General features: G+C 74.2%; 14 protein-coding genes. 10 read left to right on the top strand and 4 right to left on the bottom strand.

Annotation, left to right across the window (positions count from 1 at the left end):
• The first annotated feature begins 169 nt into the window (after nucleotides 1-169).
• The 5 genes from HCJ93_RS09290 to HCJ93_RS09270 all read left to right on the top strand — a co-directional run bounded on the left by HCJ93_RS09290 (nucleotide 170) and on the right by HCJ93_RS09270 (nucleotide 6,943).
• Complete coding sequence (locus HCJ93_RS09290; RefSeq protein ID WP_167992928.1) at nucleotides 170-1,351, top strand: damage-control phosphatase ARMT1 family protein; 1,182 nt, start codon at nucleotides 170-172, stop codon at nucleotides 1,349-1,351.
• Nucleotides 1,352-1,445: 94 nt separating this feature from the next.
• Nucleotides 1,446-3,632 carry a germacradienol/geosmin synthase Cyc2 gene (gene cyc2, locus HCJ93_RS09285; protein WP_167992926.1) on the top strand — a complete coding sequence of 729 codons (2,187 nt, stop codon included), beginning with the start codon at nucleotides 1,446-1,448 and terminating at the stop codon, nucleotides 3,630-3,632.
• Nucleotides 3,633-3,762: 130 nt separating this feature from the next.
• Nucleotides 3,763-4,398 carry a PDZ domain-containing protein gene (locus HCJ93_RS09280; protein WP_167992925.1) on the top strand — a complete coding sequence of 212 codons (636 nt, stop codon included), beginning with the start codon at nucleotides 3,763-3,765 and terminating at the stop codon, nucleotides 4,396-4,398.
• 381 nt (nucleotides 4,399-4,779) lie between these two features.
• Nucleotides 4,780-5,907, top strand: a complete 1,128-nt coding sequence (locus tag HCJ93_RS09275; protein WP_167992923.1) for an aminopeptidase P family protein — start codon at nucleotides 4,780-4,782, stop codon at nucleotides 5,905-5,907.
• Between the two features lie 61 nt (nucleotides 5,908-5,968).
• Nucleotides 5,969-6,943: an aminoglycoside phosphotransferase family protein gene (locus tag HCJ93_RS09270; RefSeq protein WP_167992921.1), complete on the top strand. Its 975-nt coding sequence runs from the start codon at nucleotides 5,969-5,971 to the stop codon at nucleotides 6,941-6,943.
• 64 nt (nucleotides 6,944-7,007) lie between these two features.
• Here the strand turns inward: HCJ93_RS09270 and HCJ93_RS09265 are convergent, their stop codons facing one another.
• The gene (locus tag HCJ93_RS09265; RefSeq protein ID WP_167992920.1) at nucleotides 7,008-7,772 is read right to left on the bottom strand and encodes a sugar isomerase domain-containing protein; all 765 of its coding nucleotides are present in this window, start codon (nucleotides 7,770-7,772) and stop codon (nucleotides 7,008-7,010) included.
• 91 nt (nucleotides 7,773-7,863) lie between these two features.
• On the bottom strand, nucleotides 7,864-8,916 hold the full coding sequence (locus tag HCJ93_RS09260) for an N-acetylglucosamine kinase (RefSeq protein ID WP_309141353.1): 1,053 nt from the start codon (nucleotides 8,914-8,916) through the stop codon (nucleotides 7,864-7,866).
• A gap of 149 nt (nucleotides 8,917-9,065) precedes the next feature.
• On the opposite strand from HCJ93_RS09260, the gene HCJ93_RS09255 reads away from it, so the two are divergent.
• Nucleotides 9,066-9,944 (top strand): MurR/RpiR family transcriptional regulator, encoded by an 879-nt coding sequence (locus tag HCJ93_RS09255; RefSeq protein ID WP_309141352.1) that lies wholly within the window; start codon nucleotides 9,066-9,068, stop codon nucleotides 9,942-9,944.
• A gap of 88 nt (nucleotides 9,945-10,032) precedes the next feature.
• Complete coding sequence (locus HCJ93_RS09250; RefSeq protein ID WP_206317155.1) at nucleotides 10,033-10,575, top strand: MOSC domain-containing protein; 543 nt, start codon at nucleotides 10,033-10,035, stop codon at nucleotides 10,573-10,575.
• 82 nt (nucleotides 10,576-10,657) lie between these two features.
• Here the strand turns inward: HCJ93_RS09250 and treZ are convergent, their stop codons facing one another.
• Complete coding sequence (gene treZ, locus HCJ93_RS09245) at nucleotides 10,658-12,403, bottom strand: malto-oligosyltrehalose trehalohydrolase (protein WP_167992915.1); 1,746 nt, start codon at nucleotides 12,401-12,403, stop codon at nucleotides 10,658-10,660.
• Between the two features lie 172 nt (nucleotides 12,404-12,575).
• Between treZ and HCJ93_RS09240 the strand changes: the two genes are divergently transcribed.
• From HCJ93_RS09240 to HCJ93_RS09230, 3 genes are all read left to right on the top strand, one after another.
• Entirely contained in the window at nucleotides 12,576-13,127 is a 552-nt protein-coding gene (locus HCJ93_RS09240; protein WP_167992913.1) for an FHA domain-containing protein, read from the top strand.
• A 168-nt stretch (nucleotides 13,128-13,295) separates the two neighbouring features.
• The gene (locus HCJ93_RS09235) at nucleotides 13,296-14,648 is read left to right on the top strand and encodes a M14 family zinc carboxypeptidase (protein ID WP_167993119.1); all 1,353 of its coding nucleotides are present in this window, start codon (nucleotides 13,296-13,298) and stop codon (nucleotides 14,646-14,648) included.
• Nucleotides 14,645-15,079 (top strand): SSI family serine proteinase inhibitor, encoded by a 435-nt coding sequence (locus tag HCJ93_RS09230; RefSeq protein ID WP_240967516.1) that lies wholly within the window; start codon nucleotides 14,645-14,647, stop codon nucleotides 15,077-15,079. Before HCJ93_RS09235 ends, HCJ93_RS09230 begins: the two co-directional genes overlap by 4 nt.
• A gap of 57 nt (nucleotides 15,080-15,136) precedes the next feature.
• On the opposite strand, the gene HCJ93_RS09225 is transcribed toward HCJ93_RS09230, so the two are convergent.
• Nucleotides 15,137-16,387 carry a M14 family zinc carboxypeptidase gene (locus tag HCJ93_RS09225; RefSeq protein ID WP_167992910.1) on the bottom strand — a complete coding sequence of 417 codons (1,251 nt, stop codon included), beginning with the start codon at nucleotides 16,385-16,387 and terminating at the stop codon, nucleotides 15,137-15,139.
• Nucleotides 16,388-16,460: the final 73 nt, after the last annotated feature.

The following is a 16,460-nucleotide window of genomic DNA, read 5'->3' as shown; positions in this document are numbered from 1 at the left end:
TGACCCGTCCGGAACACGAAGGACTGCCGGTGACCCGTCCGGAACGCGAGGCCGCGTCGTCCCCTGGGCGACATGAGTGACGTGCGTGACGTGATGGCACCGGTGTGAGGGGGACGGTACCGGTGCGACGTGCCGCGCCCCGCCGCGCACACGCGTTACCGTGAGCGGCATGCCCGACACCCCCGCCGCCCCCGTGATCCTCGGCGCCGAACCCGGCTCGTTCCCGCACGGTGTGCTGTCCGAGCGGCACCCCGCGATCATCCGGCAGGTGCGCGAGGCCTTCCCGTACGAGCCCCGCCAGCAGCAGGCGCTCGACGCGCTCCTCGCCAACTGCACCGAGGGGCGGGTCGAACCCCTTCCCGCGGACGCCCACGACCGGGCGCGCTGGGAGGAGTGGGGGATGACGGCGTACGCCGGCCGGTCCTGGTACGAGGTGCCCTGGCTGTGGTCCGAGAGCTGGTTCTACCGCCAGTTGCTGGAGGCCGTCGGCTACTTCGTCCCCGGCCCCTGGCAGGGCATCGACCCCTTCCGCCCCGCCAAACTCGCCGAACTCGACTCGCCCGCCACCGACGAGGAACTGGCCGCGCTCGACGAGCTCACCGGCCGGCCCGCGGACGAACAGGCCCGCGCCCTGCTGCACGGCTCCCTCTGGGGCAACCGTGCCGACCTCGGCTTCCGGCTCTCCGCCGAGAGCACCCGGGAGACCGACGCCGTGCCCGGCCTTCTCGCCGACGACGGCGAGCGGCTCTGGTCGCTGCTCGGCACCTCCGGCACCGGCACGCTCTGCCTGATCGCCGACAACGCGGGCGGCGAACTCGTCCCCGATCTGCTGCTCCTGGACCATCTGCTGGTCCATGGCCTGGTCGCGCGGGCCGTGCTGCACGTCAAGCCGTACCCCTACTACGTCTCCGACGCCACCGGCACCGATGTGATCGACGCGCTGCGCCGGCTCGTCCGGGCCCGGGGAGCGGCCGCCGACTCCGGGCGCCGGCTGTGGTCCGCGCTCGGCGACGGCCGGCTGGAGCTGCGCGCGCACCCGTTCTCCTGCGCCCCGCTGCCCTACGCCGAGATGCCCGACGACCTGCGCGCCGAGTTCGCCTCGGCCACCGTCACCGTGGTCAAGGGCGACCTCAACTACCGCCGCCTGGTGGGCGACCGGCTCTGGCCGCCGACCACTCCGTTCGCCGAGGTCACCGACTGGTTCCCGGGCCCGGTCGCGGCGCTGCGCACGCTCAAGTCCGACGTGGTCACCGGCCTGAGCGCGGACACCGTGGCGGCGCTGGACAAGGCCGAGCCCGACGGCCGCTGGCGCACCGCCGGCACCCACGCCCTGATCCAGGTCCGGACATAAGGCCTGAACTCCCGTTTCACCACTGGTTCACGCGATGGTGTGATCACGTCCGGGCCCGAGGATGCGGCCGCGGACCCACGGGTAGCTCCCGGCCATGACGCAGCCGTTCGAACTCCCGCACTTCTACCTGCCGCATCCCGCGCGGCTGAACCCGCACGTCGACCAGGCACGAGCCCACTCGACGGCGTGGGCGCGCGAGATGGGCATGCTGGAGGGTTCCGGGGTCTGGGAGCAGGCCGATCTCGACGCGCACGACTACGGCCTGCTCTGCGCCTACACGCACCCCGACTGCGACGGGCCCGCGCTCTCGCTCATCACCGACTGGTACGTGTGGGTCTTCTTCTTCGACGACCACTTCCTGGAGAAGTACAAACGCACCCAGGACCGCGCCGCGGGCAAGGCCCACCTGGACCGGCTGCCGCTGTTCATGCCGCTCGACGACGCCACGCCCGTGCCCGAGCCGCAGAACCCGGTCGAGGCGGGCCTCGCCGACCTGTGGGCGCGTACCGTTCCGGCCATGTCCGCCGACTGGCGCCGCCGGTTCGCCCTCGCCACCGAGCATCTGCTCAACGAGTCGCTGTGGGAGCTGTCCAACATCGACGAGGGCCGGATCGCCAACCCGGTCGAGTACATCGAGATGCGCCGCAAGGTCGGCGGGGCGCCCTGGTCGGCGGGTCTTGTGGAGTACGCGACCGCCGAGGTCCCGGCCGCCGTCGCCGGCACCCGGCCGCTCCGGGTACTGATGGAGACCTTCTCCGACGCCGTGCATCTGCGCAACGACCTGTTCTCCTACCAGCGCGAGGTCGAGGAGGAGGGCGAACTCAGCAACGGCGTCCTGGTGCTGGAGACCTTCTTCGGGTGCAGCACCCAGGAGGCCGCCGACCTGGTCAACGACGTCCTCACCTCACGGCTCCAGCAGTTCGAGCACACCGCGTTCACCGAAGTCCCCGCGATCGCCCTGGAGAAGGGACTCGGCCCGGACGAGACGGCGGCGGTCGCGGCGTACGCCCAGGGGCTGCAGGACTGGCAGTCCGGCGGACACGAATGGCACATGCGCTCCAGCCGGTACATGAACGAGGGCGCGCTCGACCGGCGGCCGTGGGACGGCCCGAAGGGGGCGGGAGCCTCGGCCGCCGACATCCGCACGCTGCTCGCCTCGACGGGAGCCGAGCGGCTGCGCTCCCACACCCATGTGCCCTACCAGAAGGTCGGCCCTTCCCGGATCCCCGAGCTGCGCACCCCGGTCCCGGTGCGGCTGTGCCGGCACCTCGACACCTCCCGGGAGCAACTGGTCCGCTGGTGCCGCCGGATGGGCATCCTCAGCGAGGGCGTGTGGGACGAGGACAAGCTCGCCGCCGGTGACTTCGCCCTCTGCTCCGCGGGGCTCGACCCGGACGCCACCGCCGAGGCCCTCGACCTCAGCGCCCAGTGGCTCGCCTGGGGGACGTACGGCGACGACTACTACCCGCTGGTGTACGGCCACCGCCGCGATCTGGCCGCCGCCCGGCTGACCACGGCCCGGCTGTCGGACTGCATGCCCATCGAGGGAGAACCGGCGACCGTCCCCGCCAACGCCATGGAACGCGGCCTGACCGACCTGTGGGCGCGCACCACGGCGGCCATGGCCCCCGAGGCACGCCGCACCTTGAAGCACGCGGTGAACGCCATGACCGAGAGCTGGCTGTGGGAGCTGGCCAACCAGATGCAGCACCGCGTCCCGGACCCGGTCGACTACCTCGAGATGCGTCGCTCGACCTTCGGCTCCGACCTCACCTTGAGCATGTGCCGGATGGGCCACGGCCCGGCCGTCCCGCCCGAGGTGTACCGCAGCGGCCCGGTGCGTTCGATGGAGAACGCCGCCATCGACTACGGAATGCTGATCAACGACGTGTTCTCCTACCAGAAGGAGGTCGAGTACGAGGGCGAGATCCACAACCTGATCCTCGTGGTGCAGAACTTCTTCGGCTGCGACTATCCGCGCGGCCTGCGCATCGTGCACGACCTGATGGAGCAGCGGCTGCGCCAGTTCGAGCATGTCGTGTCCCACGAACTGCCGGTGCTCCACGAGGACTTCGGGCTCTCACAGGACGCGCGGGCGGTCATGGAGGAATACGTCGAGGACCTGCGCAACTGGATGGCGGGCATCCTCCACTGGCATCACAACGTGGACCGCTACAAGGACGCCTGGCTCTCCCGCCGCGCCCACGGATTCCTGCCGCACCGCACGCCGTCCGTTCCCGTGCCCGTGCCCGAGCCCGGGTCCGTGCCGGTGCGCGGCTGAGCGTCCGGAGCATCCGAGCGGCGTCCCTCACCCTCTCGGCAGCTCGACCTCACCACTCATGCGCACCACTCACTCGTTCGTGGCCCGTCGCCGTCCGGTCCGCCGGGCAGCAGATCAAGGGAGGTGATCCATGGAGCAGGCGGCCCTGCGCCCCAAGCCGCTGCCCGGCGGTGCGGGAGGCACCTGGAAGCAGTGCGCGAGAGGAGGCAGGTGGCGGGCCGGGAAAGGCGGCGAACCTCGCCCCGCCCGGCCCCCGCAGCGGCGGGAGCACGCCGCGCGGAGGCGCGGCCGGCGCCTCGTGTCCACCCTGCTCGGCCTGCTGATCGGCACGGTGCTGGTGCTCTCCGGGGTGGGACTCGGCGCCATGGGCGCCACCCTGGCCGGCACGGGCCGGCTGCCCGGCCTGCACCAGTCGCAGCAGGGCGGCGGCCCACCCGCCGCTCCCGAACCGACCCGGGCCTCCACCACATCTCCCACCCCGGCGCCGGTCGCCCTGCCCGTCCGCGCCCGGCTGGGCATCGAGGTCGCGGACGACCGCAGACCGGGCGCCCTGGTCGTAGGGGTGCACGTCCCGGGGCCGGGGTTCTCGGCCGGCCTGGTGCGCGGCGATGTGCTGCTCGTCTTCGGCAGGACCCGGATCGACACCGCGGCCGACCTGGCCCGCGCCGTCGCCCGGGCCCGGCCCGGAAAGGAGGTGAAGCTGACGGTGCGCCACCGCAGCGGCGGCTATCAGCAGCTGACCGTCGTGCCCGCCGTGGTCACCTGACCGTGCCCACCGGGGCGGCCGGGGTGCGGGCGCGGCCGGTGATCGACCCGGTGGTCAACCCGGTGACCGGCCGGGCGATCTCCGGCCGTCCGGCTGCTGCGGCAGCTCCCACAACCGGTTCCCACAACCGGTTCCCGCAGCCGGTCGCGCACCTGCCGCGCCCGCTCGCTCGCGCGGCGCTTCCGCCCAGACGCAGATCGCTGATGCGTGCGCACACGAGCGCGGCTGTGCGCCTGCCCGGGCCGGGATAATGGTTCTGGATGATCCAACCGTCGATCCGAGAGGTGGAGAACCCGGCCAACCCGTCGAACCGGGTCGCGTCGCCCCCGCCCGCCGGGCAGGATGCTGCCCGTAGCCCTCTGTCGCCCTGGGAGGCCCCGGATGACCGGCACCGCACCCGCGCCCTTCACCGCCGACGACTACACGGCCCGCATGGAGCGCGCCGCGCGGGCGGCCGCCGACGCGGGACTGGCCGGACTGCTCGTCACCCCGGGTCCCGACCTGGTGTGGCTCACCGGTTACGCCCCCACCGCCGAGACCGAGCGGCTGACCCTGCTGGTCCTGGCCCCCGGGCAGGACCCCGTCCTGGTCGTCCCCACCCTGGAGGCGCCGGACGCCGCCCGCGCACCCGCCGCACCGGCCCTGACCCTGCGCGACTGGACCGACGGCAAGGACCCCTACGCCGTCACCGCCGCCCTGCTCGACGCCCACGGCCGCTACGGCATCAGCGACAACGCCTGGGCCATGCATCTGCTGGGGCTGCAGTCCGCCCTGCCGGACACCTCCTACGCCTGTCTCACCCAGGCCCTGCCGATGCTGCGCGCCGTCAAGGACGCCGCCGAGCTCGAACTGCTGTCCGCGGCCGGTGCCGCCGCCGACGCGGCGTTCGAGGAGATCCGCGGTGTGCGCTTCTCGGGCCGCCGGGAGGCGGACGTCGCCGCCGACCTCGCCGCACTGCTGCGCCGGTTCGGGCACTCCCAGGTCGACTTCACGATCGTCGCCTCCGGCCCCAACGGTGCCAACCCGCACCACGAGATCGGCGACCGGGTCATCGAGCAGGGCGACATGGTCGTCCTGGACTTCGGCGGCCTGAAGGAGGGCTACGGCTCCGACACCTCCCGCACCGTGCACGTCGGCGAACCCACCGTGGAGGAACGCCGGGTGCACGACATCGTGCGCGAGGCGCAGGAGGCGGGCTTCCGAGCGGTGCGGCCCGGCGCCGCCTGCCAGGACGTCGACCGCGCCGCCCGCGCCGTGATCGCCGACGCCGGGTACGGCGAGTACTTCATCCACCGCACCGGACACGGCATCGGCGTCACCACCCACGAGCCGCCGTACATGATCGAAGGCGAGGAGCAGCCCCTCGTGCCCGGCATGTGCTTCTCCGTGGAACCCGGCATCTACCTGCCCGGCCGGTTCGGTGTCCGCATCGAGGACATCGTGACGGTGACCGAGGACGGCGGCCGTCGCCTGAACGACACCACCCACGAGATGGTCATAGTGGAGTAGGGCGATGACCACGACCCCGTCCGAGCACCTCCCGACTCCCGGAACGACAACGGCGCGATCGATGACCCAGGCACCGACACCCACCGCGGACACCGTCAGAGAGCTGGTCCGCACCCTGCTGCAGGACAGCCGGGCGGCCCGGACCCGCCGGGGCGGCCCCCGCGGCGCCGCCCTCCCCGAGGACCCCGAGGTGCGGCCCGCCGGCGGCGGCGCGGAGGCCACCACCTGGTGGGTCGGCAACCGTCATGTGCTGCGCCTCGCCCCCGACCGGGAGGCCGCCGTCCGGCTGCGCCGCGAGATGCGGCTGCGGGACCTGGTGCGCCCCCACGTCAAGATCGCGTTGCCGGTGAGCGTGGCGCACGGCGAGTGGGCCCCGCAGCTGGTCTGCACCCTGGACACCAGGGTGCCCGGCGGCTCCGGCGAGGAGCACGACGTCTCCGCCGTCGGCGAGACCGATCTGGCCGGACTCCTCTCCGGCCTGCGGGAGGTACCGCTGCGGCAGGCCGACGCCCTCGGCGTGCCGCGGATCGCACCGCGCTCCCTCGAGGTGCTGCGCCGCGCCGCCGTCCAGGCCGCCGGACGGCTCGACGAGGCCGACGAGTTCGACTCCGCCCGCCTCGACCAGCTCACCCCGCCCGCCGCCGCCCAGCTCGCCCCCCAGCCCGGCGGGGTGGTCCTCGTCCACCACGCTCTGGCCGACGACCATCTCGTGGTCAGCGCCGACGGCCGGGTGCGCGGTGTGCTCGGCTGGGGCGCGGCCGTGCTCGGCGACCCGGCCGAGGACATCGCGGGCCTCGCCCGCGCCGTGGGCGCCCCCGCCGCCGTACGCGCGGCCACGCTCGCCGGCTATGGCGCCCGCCCCTGCCTGCGCGGCCTCTGGCTGGCCCGCTGCGACGCCGTCCTGCACCTCGCCGGGGGCGTCACCGGCAGCGACCCCACCCCCCTGCCCCTGCTGCGCACCCGCCTGCACCGCGCCTGGGAGCCCATCCTCCTGGAACGCGTCACCGACCTCCGCAAGGAGGACGAGGCGCTCTAGGAGGCGCTCAGGTCGTCCCGGCTGCGGGCGGGTCCAGGTCCGTCAGCGGACCAGTCTCCGTCCGTCAGAAGCCACCCCGGTGGAGCCGGCCCTCGTAGCGGGCCTCCAGGGCGGCGTTGCGTTCGTAGCCGCCCGGCAGGTTGGCGGAGATGTAGACGGGGACGTCGTGTCCCTCGGCCATCAGCAGGGCCACGCTCTCGGCCACCACCATCTGCACCAGCGTGGTGGACACGATGGTGGACACGCCGCACAGGGCGCCTCCGTCCGGGAGCGGCAGCAGGGCGTCACCCGCGGGCGCGCCGTTGTCGAGGACCACGTCGGCCAGGTCGGCGAGCCGGCGCCCGCTGGCGTGCAGCGCGGGCACCGAGCGGGTGTGTTCCAGGGAGGTGAGGGCCACCAGCCAGTGGCCCTTGCCGGTCACCAACCCCGCCATGTCGACGACGGAGTTGTTGACCCCCGAGTTCGAGATGATCACGAACAGGTCCTGGGGGCGCGGGGTGCTCAGCTCGTAGAGGCGGGCGGCGAGCCCCGGCCTGCGCTCCAGCAGCGGGTCCGCGAGCACGGCGCGGTCCTCGCCGCCGCGGAGCACCAGGTCGGCCAGGCCGATACGGTTGGTGGGGATCAGACCGCCGGCGCGCCCGCAGATCTCCAGTGCGGTGGCCTGCGAGTGACCGGTGCCGAAGGCGTGGATCACCCCGTCCGCCGCCACGCAGTCCGCGAACAGCCGGGCCGCCGACGCCACCGCCGCCTTGTTCGCCTCGATCGCGGCGTCCAGCGAGGCACGCGCCCGGTCGGCGAAGACGCTCGCGCTGATCTGCGGGTCGGTCATGGGGTCACCCTCGCTGTTCGACGTGATCGGTTGACGGATGCCGTGATCGGTTGGCCAATTCATGAAATGGGGCAGAGCCTGAAACGATGAATCAGTGCTCGCGGTGCGTCAAGAGGGCGGCCAGTGCCACGGCCCCGGCACCGCCGTCCGGGACCGACTCGATCCGCAGGCCGGCCGGAGCCAGGCATGCGGCCAGCCGGCCCGCCAACGGGCCGCCCGGTGCGAGCAGGCCGCCGGTGGTGACCAGGAGTTCGCCGGGGCGGGGATCCAGCGCGGCCACCTTCCCGGCGAGTTCGCCGGCCGCGCGGTCGAGGAGGGAGCGGGCGGCCGGGTCCCCGGCGGCCGCCGCGTCGGTCACCAGGGGGCACAGTCCGGCCAGGGCCGCCGGAGGTCTGGAGTAGGTCCAGTCGGCGACGGCGTCCCGCAGCCGGATGAGCGCGAGGGGGGAGGGCCGGACGTCCAGGGGATGTCCCGGCGCCACCTGCGCCAGTACGCGCTGCACCAGCGGGCCTCGCGGGCCGCGCCCGTCCAGGGCCCGGACGGCGGCTCGCAGGGCCTCGCGGCCCAGCCAGAAGCCGCTGCCCTCGTCGCCGGTCAGCCAGCCGTGCCCGTCCACCAGGCGCACGGCGCGCCGCCCCGCCACCCGCGCCGCGGTCGAGCCGGTCCCGGCGATCAGGACCAGCCCGTCCGCGGGCGCCCCGGGGCCCGAGGCGAACGCGACCTCGCAGTCGCCGTACACCTCCACGGCGGCGGCCTCGATTCCCAGGACCGACAGCGCTTCGGCCAGGCAGGCGGTCGCGTTGTCCCGGCCGCGTCCCGGGCCGCCGCCCGCGAAGCCTCCCGCGACCGCCGTCACCCGGGAGCGCCGTCCCTCCGGCACGGCCGCGCCGATGGCCTCGCTCAGGTGCCGCACCAGGTCCGCCGGGCGCACGCCGAGCGCGTTCCCGGGACCGCCGGTGCCGGTGCCGATCACCCGGCCCGCCGGGTCGGCGCACTGCGCACGGGTGCGCGTTCCCCCGGCGTCGACACCGAGCAGCAGCGGCGCGGACCGGGCCGGCCGCCCGGTCCGTCCCGACCGTTCCGCTTCCTCGGGCCGCTCGGGCCGTTCCGGCTGCTCTGGTCGTTTGGCTGATTCAGCGGGCACACTGCATGGTGGTTGATAGAATCGCGGCCTGGCAAGAGGGCACAGCAAGGGCGCGCCGGCCGGCGTCACCCGCCGGCACCCGACCACCCCTGTCGAAGTCCACCGGGCCGTCCTGCCGCACCCCACCCGACGAATCGAGCGAGCCCGCCGTGATCACCGCGCTGATCCAGTCCGAACTGCCCCGGCTGACCGCCTCGCTGCGCAAGGTCGCCGAGCACGTCCTCGCCGACCCGGGGGCGCTCGCCCACACCTCGGCCGCCGACCTCGGCCGCCGCACCGGCACCTCCCAGGCCACCGTCACCCGCTTCTGCCAGGCCCTCGGCCTGGACTCCTACCAGGCGCTGCTGCTCGAACTCGCCAAGGAGCAGGGGCAGCTCACCCGGGAGCCCGCGGACCGGGACCGGCCCCTGGGGCCCGGCATCGGGCCCGACGACGACCTGGACCACGTCATCGAGGTCATCGCCCAGGCGGACCTGCGGGCGCTGCGCGCCACCGTCGAGCGCCTGGACCGCGAGGCGCTGGACCGGGCGGCGCACGCCCTGGCGAAGGCCCGCCGGATCGACTTCTACGGCGTGGGCGCCTCCGGAGTGCTGGCCCGGGAGGCGGAGGCCCGGCTCTTCGGCATCGGCTGCCCGGCCCGGGGCTGGACGGAGGTGCACGCCGCGGAGACCTCGGCGTCCCTGCTCACACCCGCCGACGTGGCCGTGGCGCTGTCCCACTCGGGCGGCACCCGTGAGGTGCTCGGCCCTCTGCGCCTGGCCGCCGAGCGCGGCGCGACGACCGTCGCCATCACCTCCGACCCCCGCTCGCCCGCCGCCCGGGCCGCGTCCATCCACCTCGTCTCCACCTCCGGCGAGACGAGCTTCCGGCACGGCGGATTCGGCGCCCGTCACTCCGTACTGCTGATCATCGACTGCCTCTACGCCCGCGTGGCCCAGCTCTCCTACGACCGCGCCACCGCCTCGATCGCCCTCACCGCCCACATCTCCGCCGGCCACGCCGCCCGCCGCTCGCGCCGCCGCACCTGAACCGGCCGGTCGCGAAGGGACCGCACCTGAACCGGCCGGTCGCGTAGGGTGATGGAAGATCCCGGACGCCGAGGAGGGGGCTCGTACCATGCGTGGGACAGTGACCGCGGTGAGCAGCAACGGGGAGTACTCGTTCACCAAGCCCACCCGGGAGAGCATCACCCTGCTCGCCGGACTCGGCGTGGAGGGCGATGTGCACGAGGGGACGACGGTCAAGCACCGCTCCCGCGTCGCGCAGGACCCCACCCGGCCGAACCTGCGTCAGGTCCACCTCATCCACGAGGAACTCTTCGAGGAAGTGGCCCGCGCCGGCTTCGAGGTGCGGCCCGGCGACCTCGGCGAGAACATCACCACCCGCGGCCTCGACCTGCTCGGCCTGCCGACCGGCACCCTGCTGCACATCGGCGCGGAGGCGGTCGTGGAGGTCACCGGGCTGCGCAACCCCTGTGTGCAGATCGACGCCTTCCAGGAGGGTCTGCTCAAGCAGGTCGTCGGCCGGGACGAGGACGGCAACCTGGTCCGCAAGGCCGGGATCATGAGCGTGGTGCGGCGCGGCGGAGTGGTCCGCCCCGGCGACACGATCACCGTGAAGCTCCCGGCCGAGCCGCACCGGCCCCTGGAACGGGTCTGACCCGGGCAGAGCCGGGTCCTGCCCGAGGCCGCGGCCCGGCTCGGTCCTGGAGCGTCACCACTGATGCGTCACTCCTGACGCGTCACTCCTGGAGCAGCACCACCGCCGACTCCCCGGGCAGGTGCAGCACACCGTCCGCACCCGGCGCCCCGACCGGCTCCCAGGCCGCGAGGATCCGGGCGCTCGGGGCGCCGAGCGGAATGGCGGCCGGGGTGGGGGAGAGGTTGACCGCGACGCGGATGTCGCCGCGGCGGAACGCCAGCCAGCGGTCCTCCTCGTCGTAGGCGACCTTGGTGTCCGCCAGGTCCGGGTCGGTCAGGTCGGGCTGCTCGTGGCGCAGCGCGATCAGCCGCCGGTACCACTCCAGCATCCGGGCGTGCGGCTCGCGTTCCGGTTCCGACCAGTCGAGGCAGGAACGCTCCCGGGTCGCCGGGTCCTGCGGGTCGGGCACGTCCTCCTCGGCCCAGCCGTGCGCCGCGAACTCCCGCCGTCTGCCGTCCCGTACCGCCTTGGCGAGCCCGGGATCGGTGTGGTCGGTGAAGAACTGCCAGGGCGTGCTCGCCGCCCACTCCTCACCCATGAACAGCATCGGCGTGAACGGCGCGGTCAGCACCAGCGCCGCCGCGCACGCCAGCAGACCGGGGGAGGCCAGCGCCGAGAGCCGCTCGCCCTGGGCGCGGTTGCCGACCTGGTCGTGGGTCTGGCTGTAGCCGAGCAGCCGGTGCCCGGCCACCCGCGTGCGGTCCAGCGGCCGGCCGTGACTGCGGCCGCGGAAGGTGGAGTACGTCCCGTCGTGGAAGAAGCCTCCGGTGAGCGTCTTGGCCAGGGCGGCCAGCGGGGCGCGGGCGAAGTCCGCGTAGTAGCCCTGCGACTCGCCGGTCACCGCGGCGTGCAGGGCGTGGTGGAAGTCGTCGTTCCACTGCGCCTGCATGCCGAACCCGCCCTCCTCGCGGGGCGTGATCACGCGCGGGTCGTTCAGATCCGACTCGGCGATCAGGAACAGCGGCCGGCCGGTGTCGGCCGCCAGCGCGTCCACCGCCTCCGACAGCTCCTGCAGGAAATGCCGGGCGCGGGTGTCCACCAGTGCGTGCACCGCGTCAAGGCGCAGCCCGTCGATCCGGTAGTCGCGCAGCCAGGCCAGCGCGCTCTGCACCAGATACGCCCGCACCTCGTCCGAACCGGGCGCGTCCAGGTTCACCGCCGATCCCCACGGCGTCTGATGCGTGTCCGTGAAGTACGGCCCGAACTGCGGCAGATGGTTGCCGGATGGACCCAGATGGTTGTGCACCACGTCCAGGACCACCCCGAGCCCCTTGGCGTGCGCCGCGTCGACGAACCGTTTCAGTCCCTCGGGACCGCCGTACGGCTCGTGCACCGCCCACAGCGACACCCCTTCGTACCCCCAGCCGTGCCGGCCGGGGAAGGGGCACACCGGCATCAGCTCGACATGGGTGACGCCCAGGCGGGCCAGATGGTCCAGCCGCCCGGCCGCCGCGTCGAACGTCCCCTCACGGGTGAAGGTGCCCACATGCAGCTCGTACAGCACCGCCCCCGGCAGCGGACGCCCGGACCACTCGGTGCGCCAGGCGTAGCGGTCGTGGTCCACCACCGCGCTCAGCCCGTCCGGCCCGTCCGGCTGCCTGCGCGACCTCGGATCGGGCAGCACCGGGCCGCCGTCCAGCGAGAAGCCGTACCGGGAGCCCTCCCGCGCCTCCGCCTGCACCCGCCACCACCCCTCGCGCTGCGGGTCGCGCTCCATCTCGCGCGTGACACCGTCGCACTCGAGCGTCACTCGGCCGGCCTGTGGTGCCCACACCTCGAACTGCACGGACGGTTCCCCTTCGTCTGCTCACCGTGACACAGCCCGTCCATCCTGCGGCATGAGAGATCAATCCGCTTGTGAATGTTCCCTTTTGCGGCGGGTCTCGCCGGGCACCTCCCCGCGCGCCCGTTTCCAGGTTTCCTGGACAGTCCGGCCGCCCTGACCGACAATCACCAGCGTGACGTCGTCCTTCGAGTTCCACACCTACCCCGCGCGGCTGTCCGACGCGGAGCGCGACAAGGCGCTGAAGGTGCTGCGGGACGGCGTCGCCATGGGCCGGCTCTCCCACGACACGTTCATCCGCCGCATGGAACTGGCGCTCGCCGCACGCCGGCCGGAGGAGCTCGCCGCGCTCACCGCCGACCTGCCCGCCGAGAACCGCCTGTCCCGGCTGATATTCGGCACCGTCGAAGCCGTCTCCGGGTTCACCGTGCGGCTGCGCAGGGCCTGGCAGGCCGAGCGGCTGCCCAAGCTGCTGCTGCCGCATCCGGCGAGCGGCCACCCGCTGCGCATCGGCCGCGACCCCGCCAACGGGCTGCGCCTCAACCACGAGACGGTCTCCCGGGTCCACGCCGAACTGCGCCACCAGGGCGGCATGTGGGTGCTGCGGGACCTCGGCTCCACCAACGGCACCACGGTCAACGGGCGCAGGGTCATCGGCGCGGCCGTCGTCCGCGAGGGCGACCAGGTCGGCTTCGGGCGGGTCACCTACCGGCTCGCGGCGAACTGAACGCCGTACGGCCGGCGACGGTCCGCCCTCCGCCTCCTGAGAGGATCCGCTCGGGATCCGCTCGCCCTTTGTCCTCCGCGGTGTTGACGCGGCGCGGGAGTTCGTGACTGACTGTACGTACGCCTGCACGCCGGGTGAAACGACGGCAGCACTTCCTGGAGGTGTGCCCTGCCGCCCCTCCTGCGCTATCCGACCGTCGACGAGCTGGGCGCGCGGGCCGCCGCCCTCGTCGCGCGCCATCCCCGCACCGCCCGCCTCCGCCGTGTCGGCGTCTCCCGCGCGGGCACTCCGCTGTGGCTGCTGAGCATCGGCCACGGCAGCCGGCAGATCCTCGTGGTCGCCGGACCGCACGCCAACGAACCCGTCGGCGGTGCCACCGTGCTGCGGCTGGCCGAACGCACCCTGGCCGACCCGAGGCTCACCGAGACCGCCGACGCCACCTGGAACCTGCTGCTCTGCCTCGACCCCGACGGGCTGCGCCGCAACGAGCGCTGGCTCACCGGCCCGTACGCCCTCGGCCACTACTTCCGCCACTTCTTCCGGCCCGGCTTCCTGGAGCAGCCCGAATGGCTGCCGGACGGGGCCGCCGCGGCGGCGCTGCCCGAGACCCGCACCCTGCTCGCCCTCCAGGACGACCTCCGGCCGGTGCTGCAGTGCTCCCTGCACGGCGTCGACGTCGGCGGCGGCTTCGTCGAGCTGACCCGCGACCTGCCCGGCCTCGGCGGGCGCGTCGCCGCCATCTCCGCGCGCCTCGGCATCCCCCGCGAACTCGGCGCCTACGACGCCCTGTACTGGCCGGGACTCGGCCCCGCCGTCTACCGCATCCCGTCCCCGCGCCCCGGCGATCTGGCCGCCGCCATCACCGAGGCGGCCGTGGAGTCGACCTGGTTCCATCCGCACCGCCACGGCACCGTCACGGCCGTCGTCGAGGCACCCATGTGGGGGGTGACGGCCGTCTCCGACGGCTCCCCGCACGCCGACGCGCCCGCCGTGCTGCGGGCCGTCAGCCGCACCCTGCGCGAGGACACCGTGCTGCTCGCCGGGCTGCTGGCCCGGATCCGCCCGCACCTGGCCGCCGTGCCCGAGACGGCCCGGCTGCTCGCCCCGGTCGGCGACTACCTCCTGGTCTGCCCCGGTCTCGCCGACGCCTGGGACCCGGACCACGGCGGCACCGCGGCCCGCCCGCTGCCGCCCATGACCACCGCGCGCCTCGCCGCCCTGCGCATCGCCGGCCAGCGCCTGGCGCTGCGCACGGCCGGGCTGCTGCATCAGCTCGTGACGGGCACCGGCCGCGACCCCGCCGGGGTGCTGCCGGAGCTGGACCGCCTCATCGACGCCCGCTGCGCCGACTACCGCGACATGTGGGCGCCCCGCTGGATCCCCGTCGCACGCCAGTCCGAGTACCAGGCGCGGGTCGTTCTCGCCGCATGCGAACTGGCCCTGCGTCACCCACGCGTACGCTCCCGTTCGGGTGAGCCGGGATGGGGTACGGGCAGCGCCGTGCCGATGCACCGGGAATGAGGTACTTCACGACGACGCTGCGCGCCGCCCTGCCGGCCCTGACCGTCCTGCTCGCCTGCACGGCCCCCGCACAGGCCGCCGACGCCCCGCCGGGCGGCGCCGGGACCGGCGGCACCGGCAGCAGCAGGCTCCAGCTCACGGTCACCCCGCAGCACTCCCGCACGGCCGTCCCGCACACCGCGCTCCTGCGCTGCGACCCGCCCGCCGGTCACGCCCGCGCCGCCGAGGCCTGCGCCGACCTCGCCGCGGCGGACGGCCGCATCGACCGCATCCCCGCGAAGGACACCTACTGCCCCATGGTCTACGCCCCGGTCACCGCCCGCGCCGTCGGCGAATGGCGAGGCCGCACCGTCGACTACGAGGAGACCTTCCCGAACCGCTGCACCCTGCAGGCCAGAACGGGGGCGGTCTTCGCCCTGGACGGGCAGTAGGGCATCCCGGCGCCCCCGGTGCCGGAGGCCGTCCCGCCCCCGTACGCCGGTCCTTCGTCACGCCGCCCGTTCGCGGGCGTGCAGGGCCGTGGCCACCACCGTGCGGGCCAGGTGTTCGACCTGGTGCTCCACGGGGACCCAGCGGGCGCGGAAGCGGGCCGCGAAGGCGGCGCTCCAGGCGGCGACCAGCCGGTCCAGGCGGGCCGCAGCGTTCCGGTCGGTGTCGCGGAGGGCACGGTGCAGCATCGCCGCGGCCCGCAACGGCACCCGGCGTGCGAAGGCGTCGACGCTGCCGATGTAGGCCCGGGTGCCGTCGGCGGGCGGACGGTGTGTCAGATCACCGGCCAGTCCCGGCACCAGGTCGAGGCCCCACAGGGCGGCGCGCGCCAGAGGGCCCACGGCCGCCTCGGGGCGGGGCCGCACGTCCTCGACCACCCGCAGCACCTCGCCGGCGTCCCGCAGCAGCCGTCGGGCGAGATGCCGCAGCGCCATGCCCGGCGCCGGATGGGGCGCCGCGTCGTCCACCACGCCACCCGCCCACATCGGGACCTCCACCACCGCGGTCATCCCGCCGTACCGGTGCGCGTGGTACCAGGTGCTGTGCCGGGCGTCGTCCGGCAGGCTCGGGTAGGCGGGTCCGGTGCCGAGCTCCGGCAGCACATGCACGCCGGGGCCCGAGGCGGGCCAGCCCGCCGCGTCGGAGGCGCTGGTCTCGACGGGGATGTGCAGCTCCGCCGCGGACTTGCCGAACGGCTCCGCGAGACCCGGCACGTCCCGGGTCAACTGCACCCAGCTGCCGCCCAGATCGGTGCCGTGCAGCGAGACCTGCAGGTAGGGCCGGAGCTCGTCGATGACGCCGGTGAGCGCCCGCGTCTCGGGCGGCAGGCGGTCCGGCGGAAGCAGGGAGGGCGCCCACTCCGGCTGCTCCGGGCCCGCGGGGCGGAAGAAGCCCAGGTGGTACTCGTAGAGGCTGCGCGGGGCGGGGCTGCGGTGCAGGCTCGCCCCGTCGGGGTCGGCGCACAGCAGGAAGTGCCAGGACATGCCGTCCCGCAGCTCCGGTTGCCGCAGCACCCGCCGGGCCAGCACCAGCAGGGTGCCCCCGCCGGCCGGCTCGTTGGCGTGCGCACCGGCGACCACCAGCACCGCCCGCCGGGCGTGCCCCAGGGACAGCAGATGCAGCGGCCGGCCCGCGCGGGAGACGCCCACCTGCCGCAGCACGCACAGTTCGGGCCGTTGACCGGCCAGAGTGCGGGCGGAGCCCACCAGTTCGGCCACCGTCGGATAGCGCAGCTCCCGCAGCGGACTCACCCCCGTCCCGACGACGCGACGCCGTTGTGCGCAGTACCCCACGGCCACGAGGCGCTGTCAAGGGCGCACCAGG

This window comes from Streptomyces composti (assembly GCF_012034205.1).
Classification (GTDB): Bacteria; Actinomycetota; Actinomycetes; order Streptomycetales; family Streptomycetaceae; genus Streptomyces; species Streptomyces composti.
This window is presented reverse-complemented; position numbering and strand designations above follow the sequence as displayed.

What these genes read in the sequence shown, in the direction of transcription:
- HCJ93_RS09290 (WP_167992928.1), top strand. Translation starts at nt 170, where the DNA reads ATGCCCGACACCCCCGCCGCCCCCGTGATCCTCGGCGCCGAACCCGGC.
- cyc2 (WP_167992926.1), top strand. Translation starts at nt 1,446, where the DNA reads ATGACGCAGCCGTTCGAACTCCCGCACTTCTACCTGCCGCATCCCGCG.
- HCJ93_RS09280 (WP_167992925.1), top strand. Translation starts at nt 3,763, where the DNA reads ATGGAGCAGGCGGCCCTGCGCCCCAAGCCGCTGCCCGGCGGTGCGGGA.
- HCJ93_RS09275 (WP_167992923.1), top strand. Translation starts at nt 4,780, where the DNA reads ATGACCGGCACCGCACCCGCGCCCTTCACCGCCGACGACTACACGGCC.
- HCJ93_RS09270 (WP_167992921.1), top strand. Translation starts at nt 5,969, where the DNA reads ATGACCCAGGCACCGACACCCACCGCGGACACCGTCAGAGAGCTGGTC.
- HCJ93_RS09265 (WP_167992920.1), bottom strand. Translation starts at nt 7,772, where the DNA reads ATGACCGACCCGCAGATCAGCGCGAGCGTCTTCGCCGACCGGGCGCGT.
- HCJ93_RS09250 (WP_206317155.1), top strand. Translation starts at nt 10,033, where the DNA reads ATGCGTGGGACAGTGACCGCGGTGAGCAGCAACGGGGAGTACTCGTTC.
- HCJ93_RS09230 (WP_240967516.1), top strand. Translation starts at nt 14,645, where the DNA reads ATGAGGTACTTCACGACGACGCTGCGCGCCGCCCTGCCGGCCCTGACC.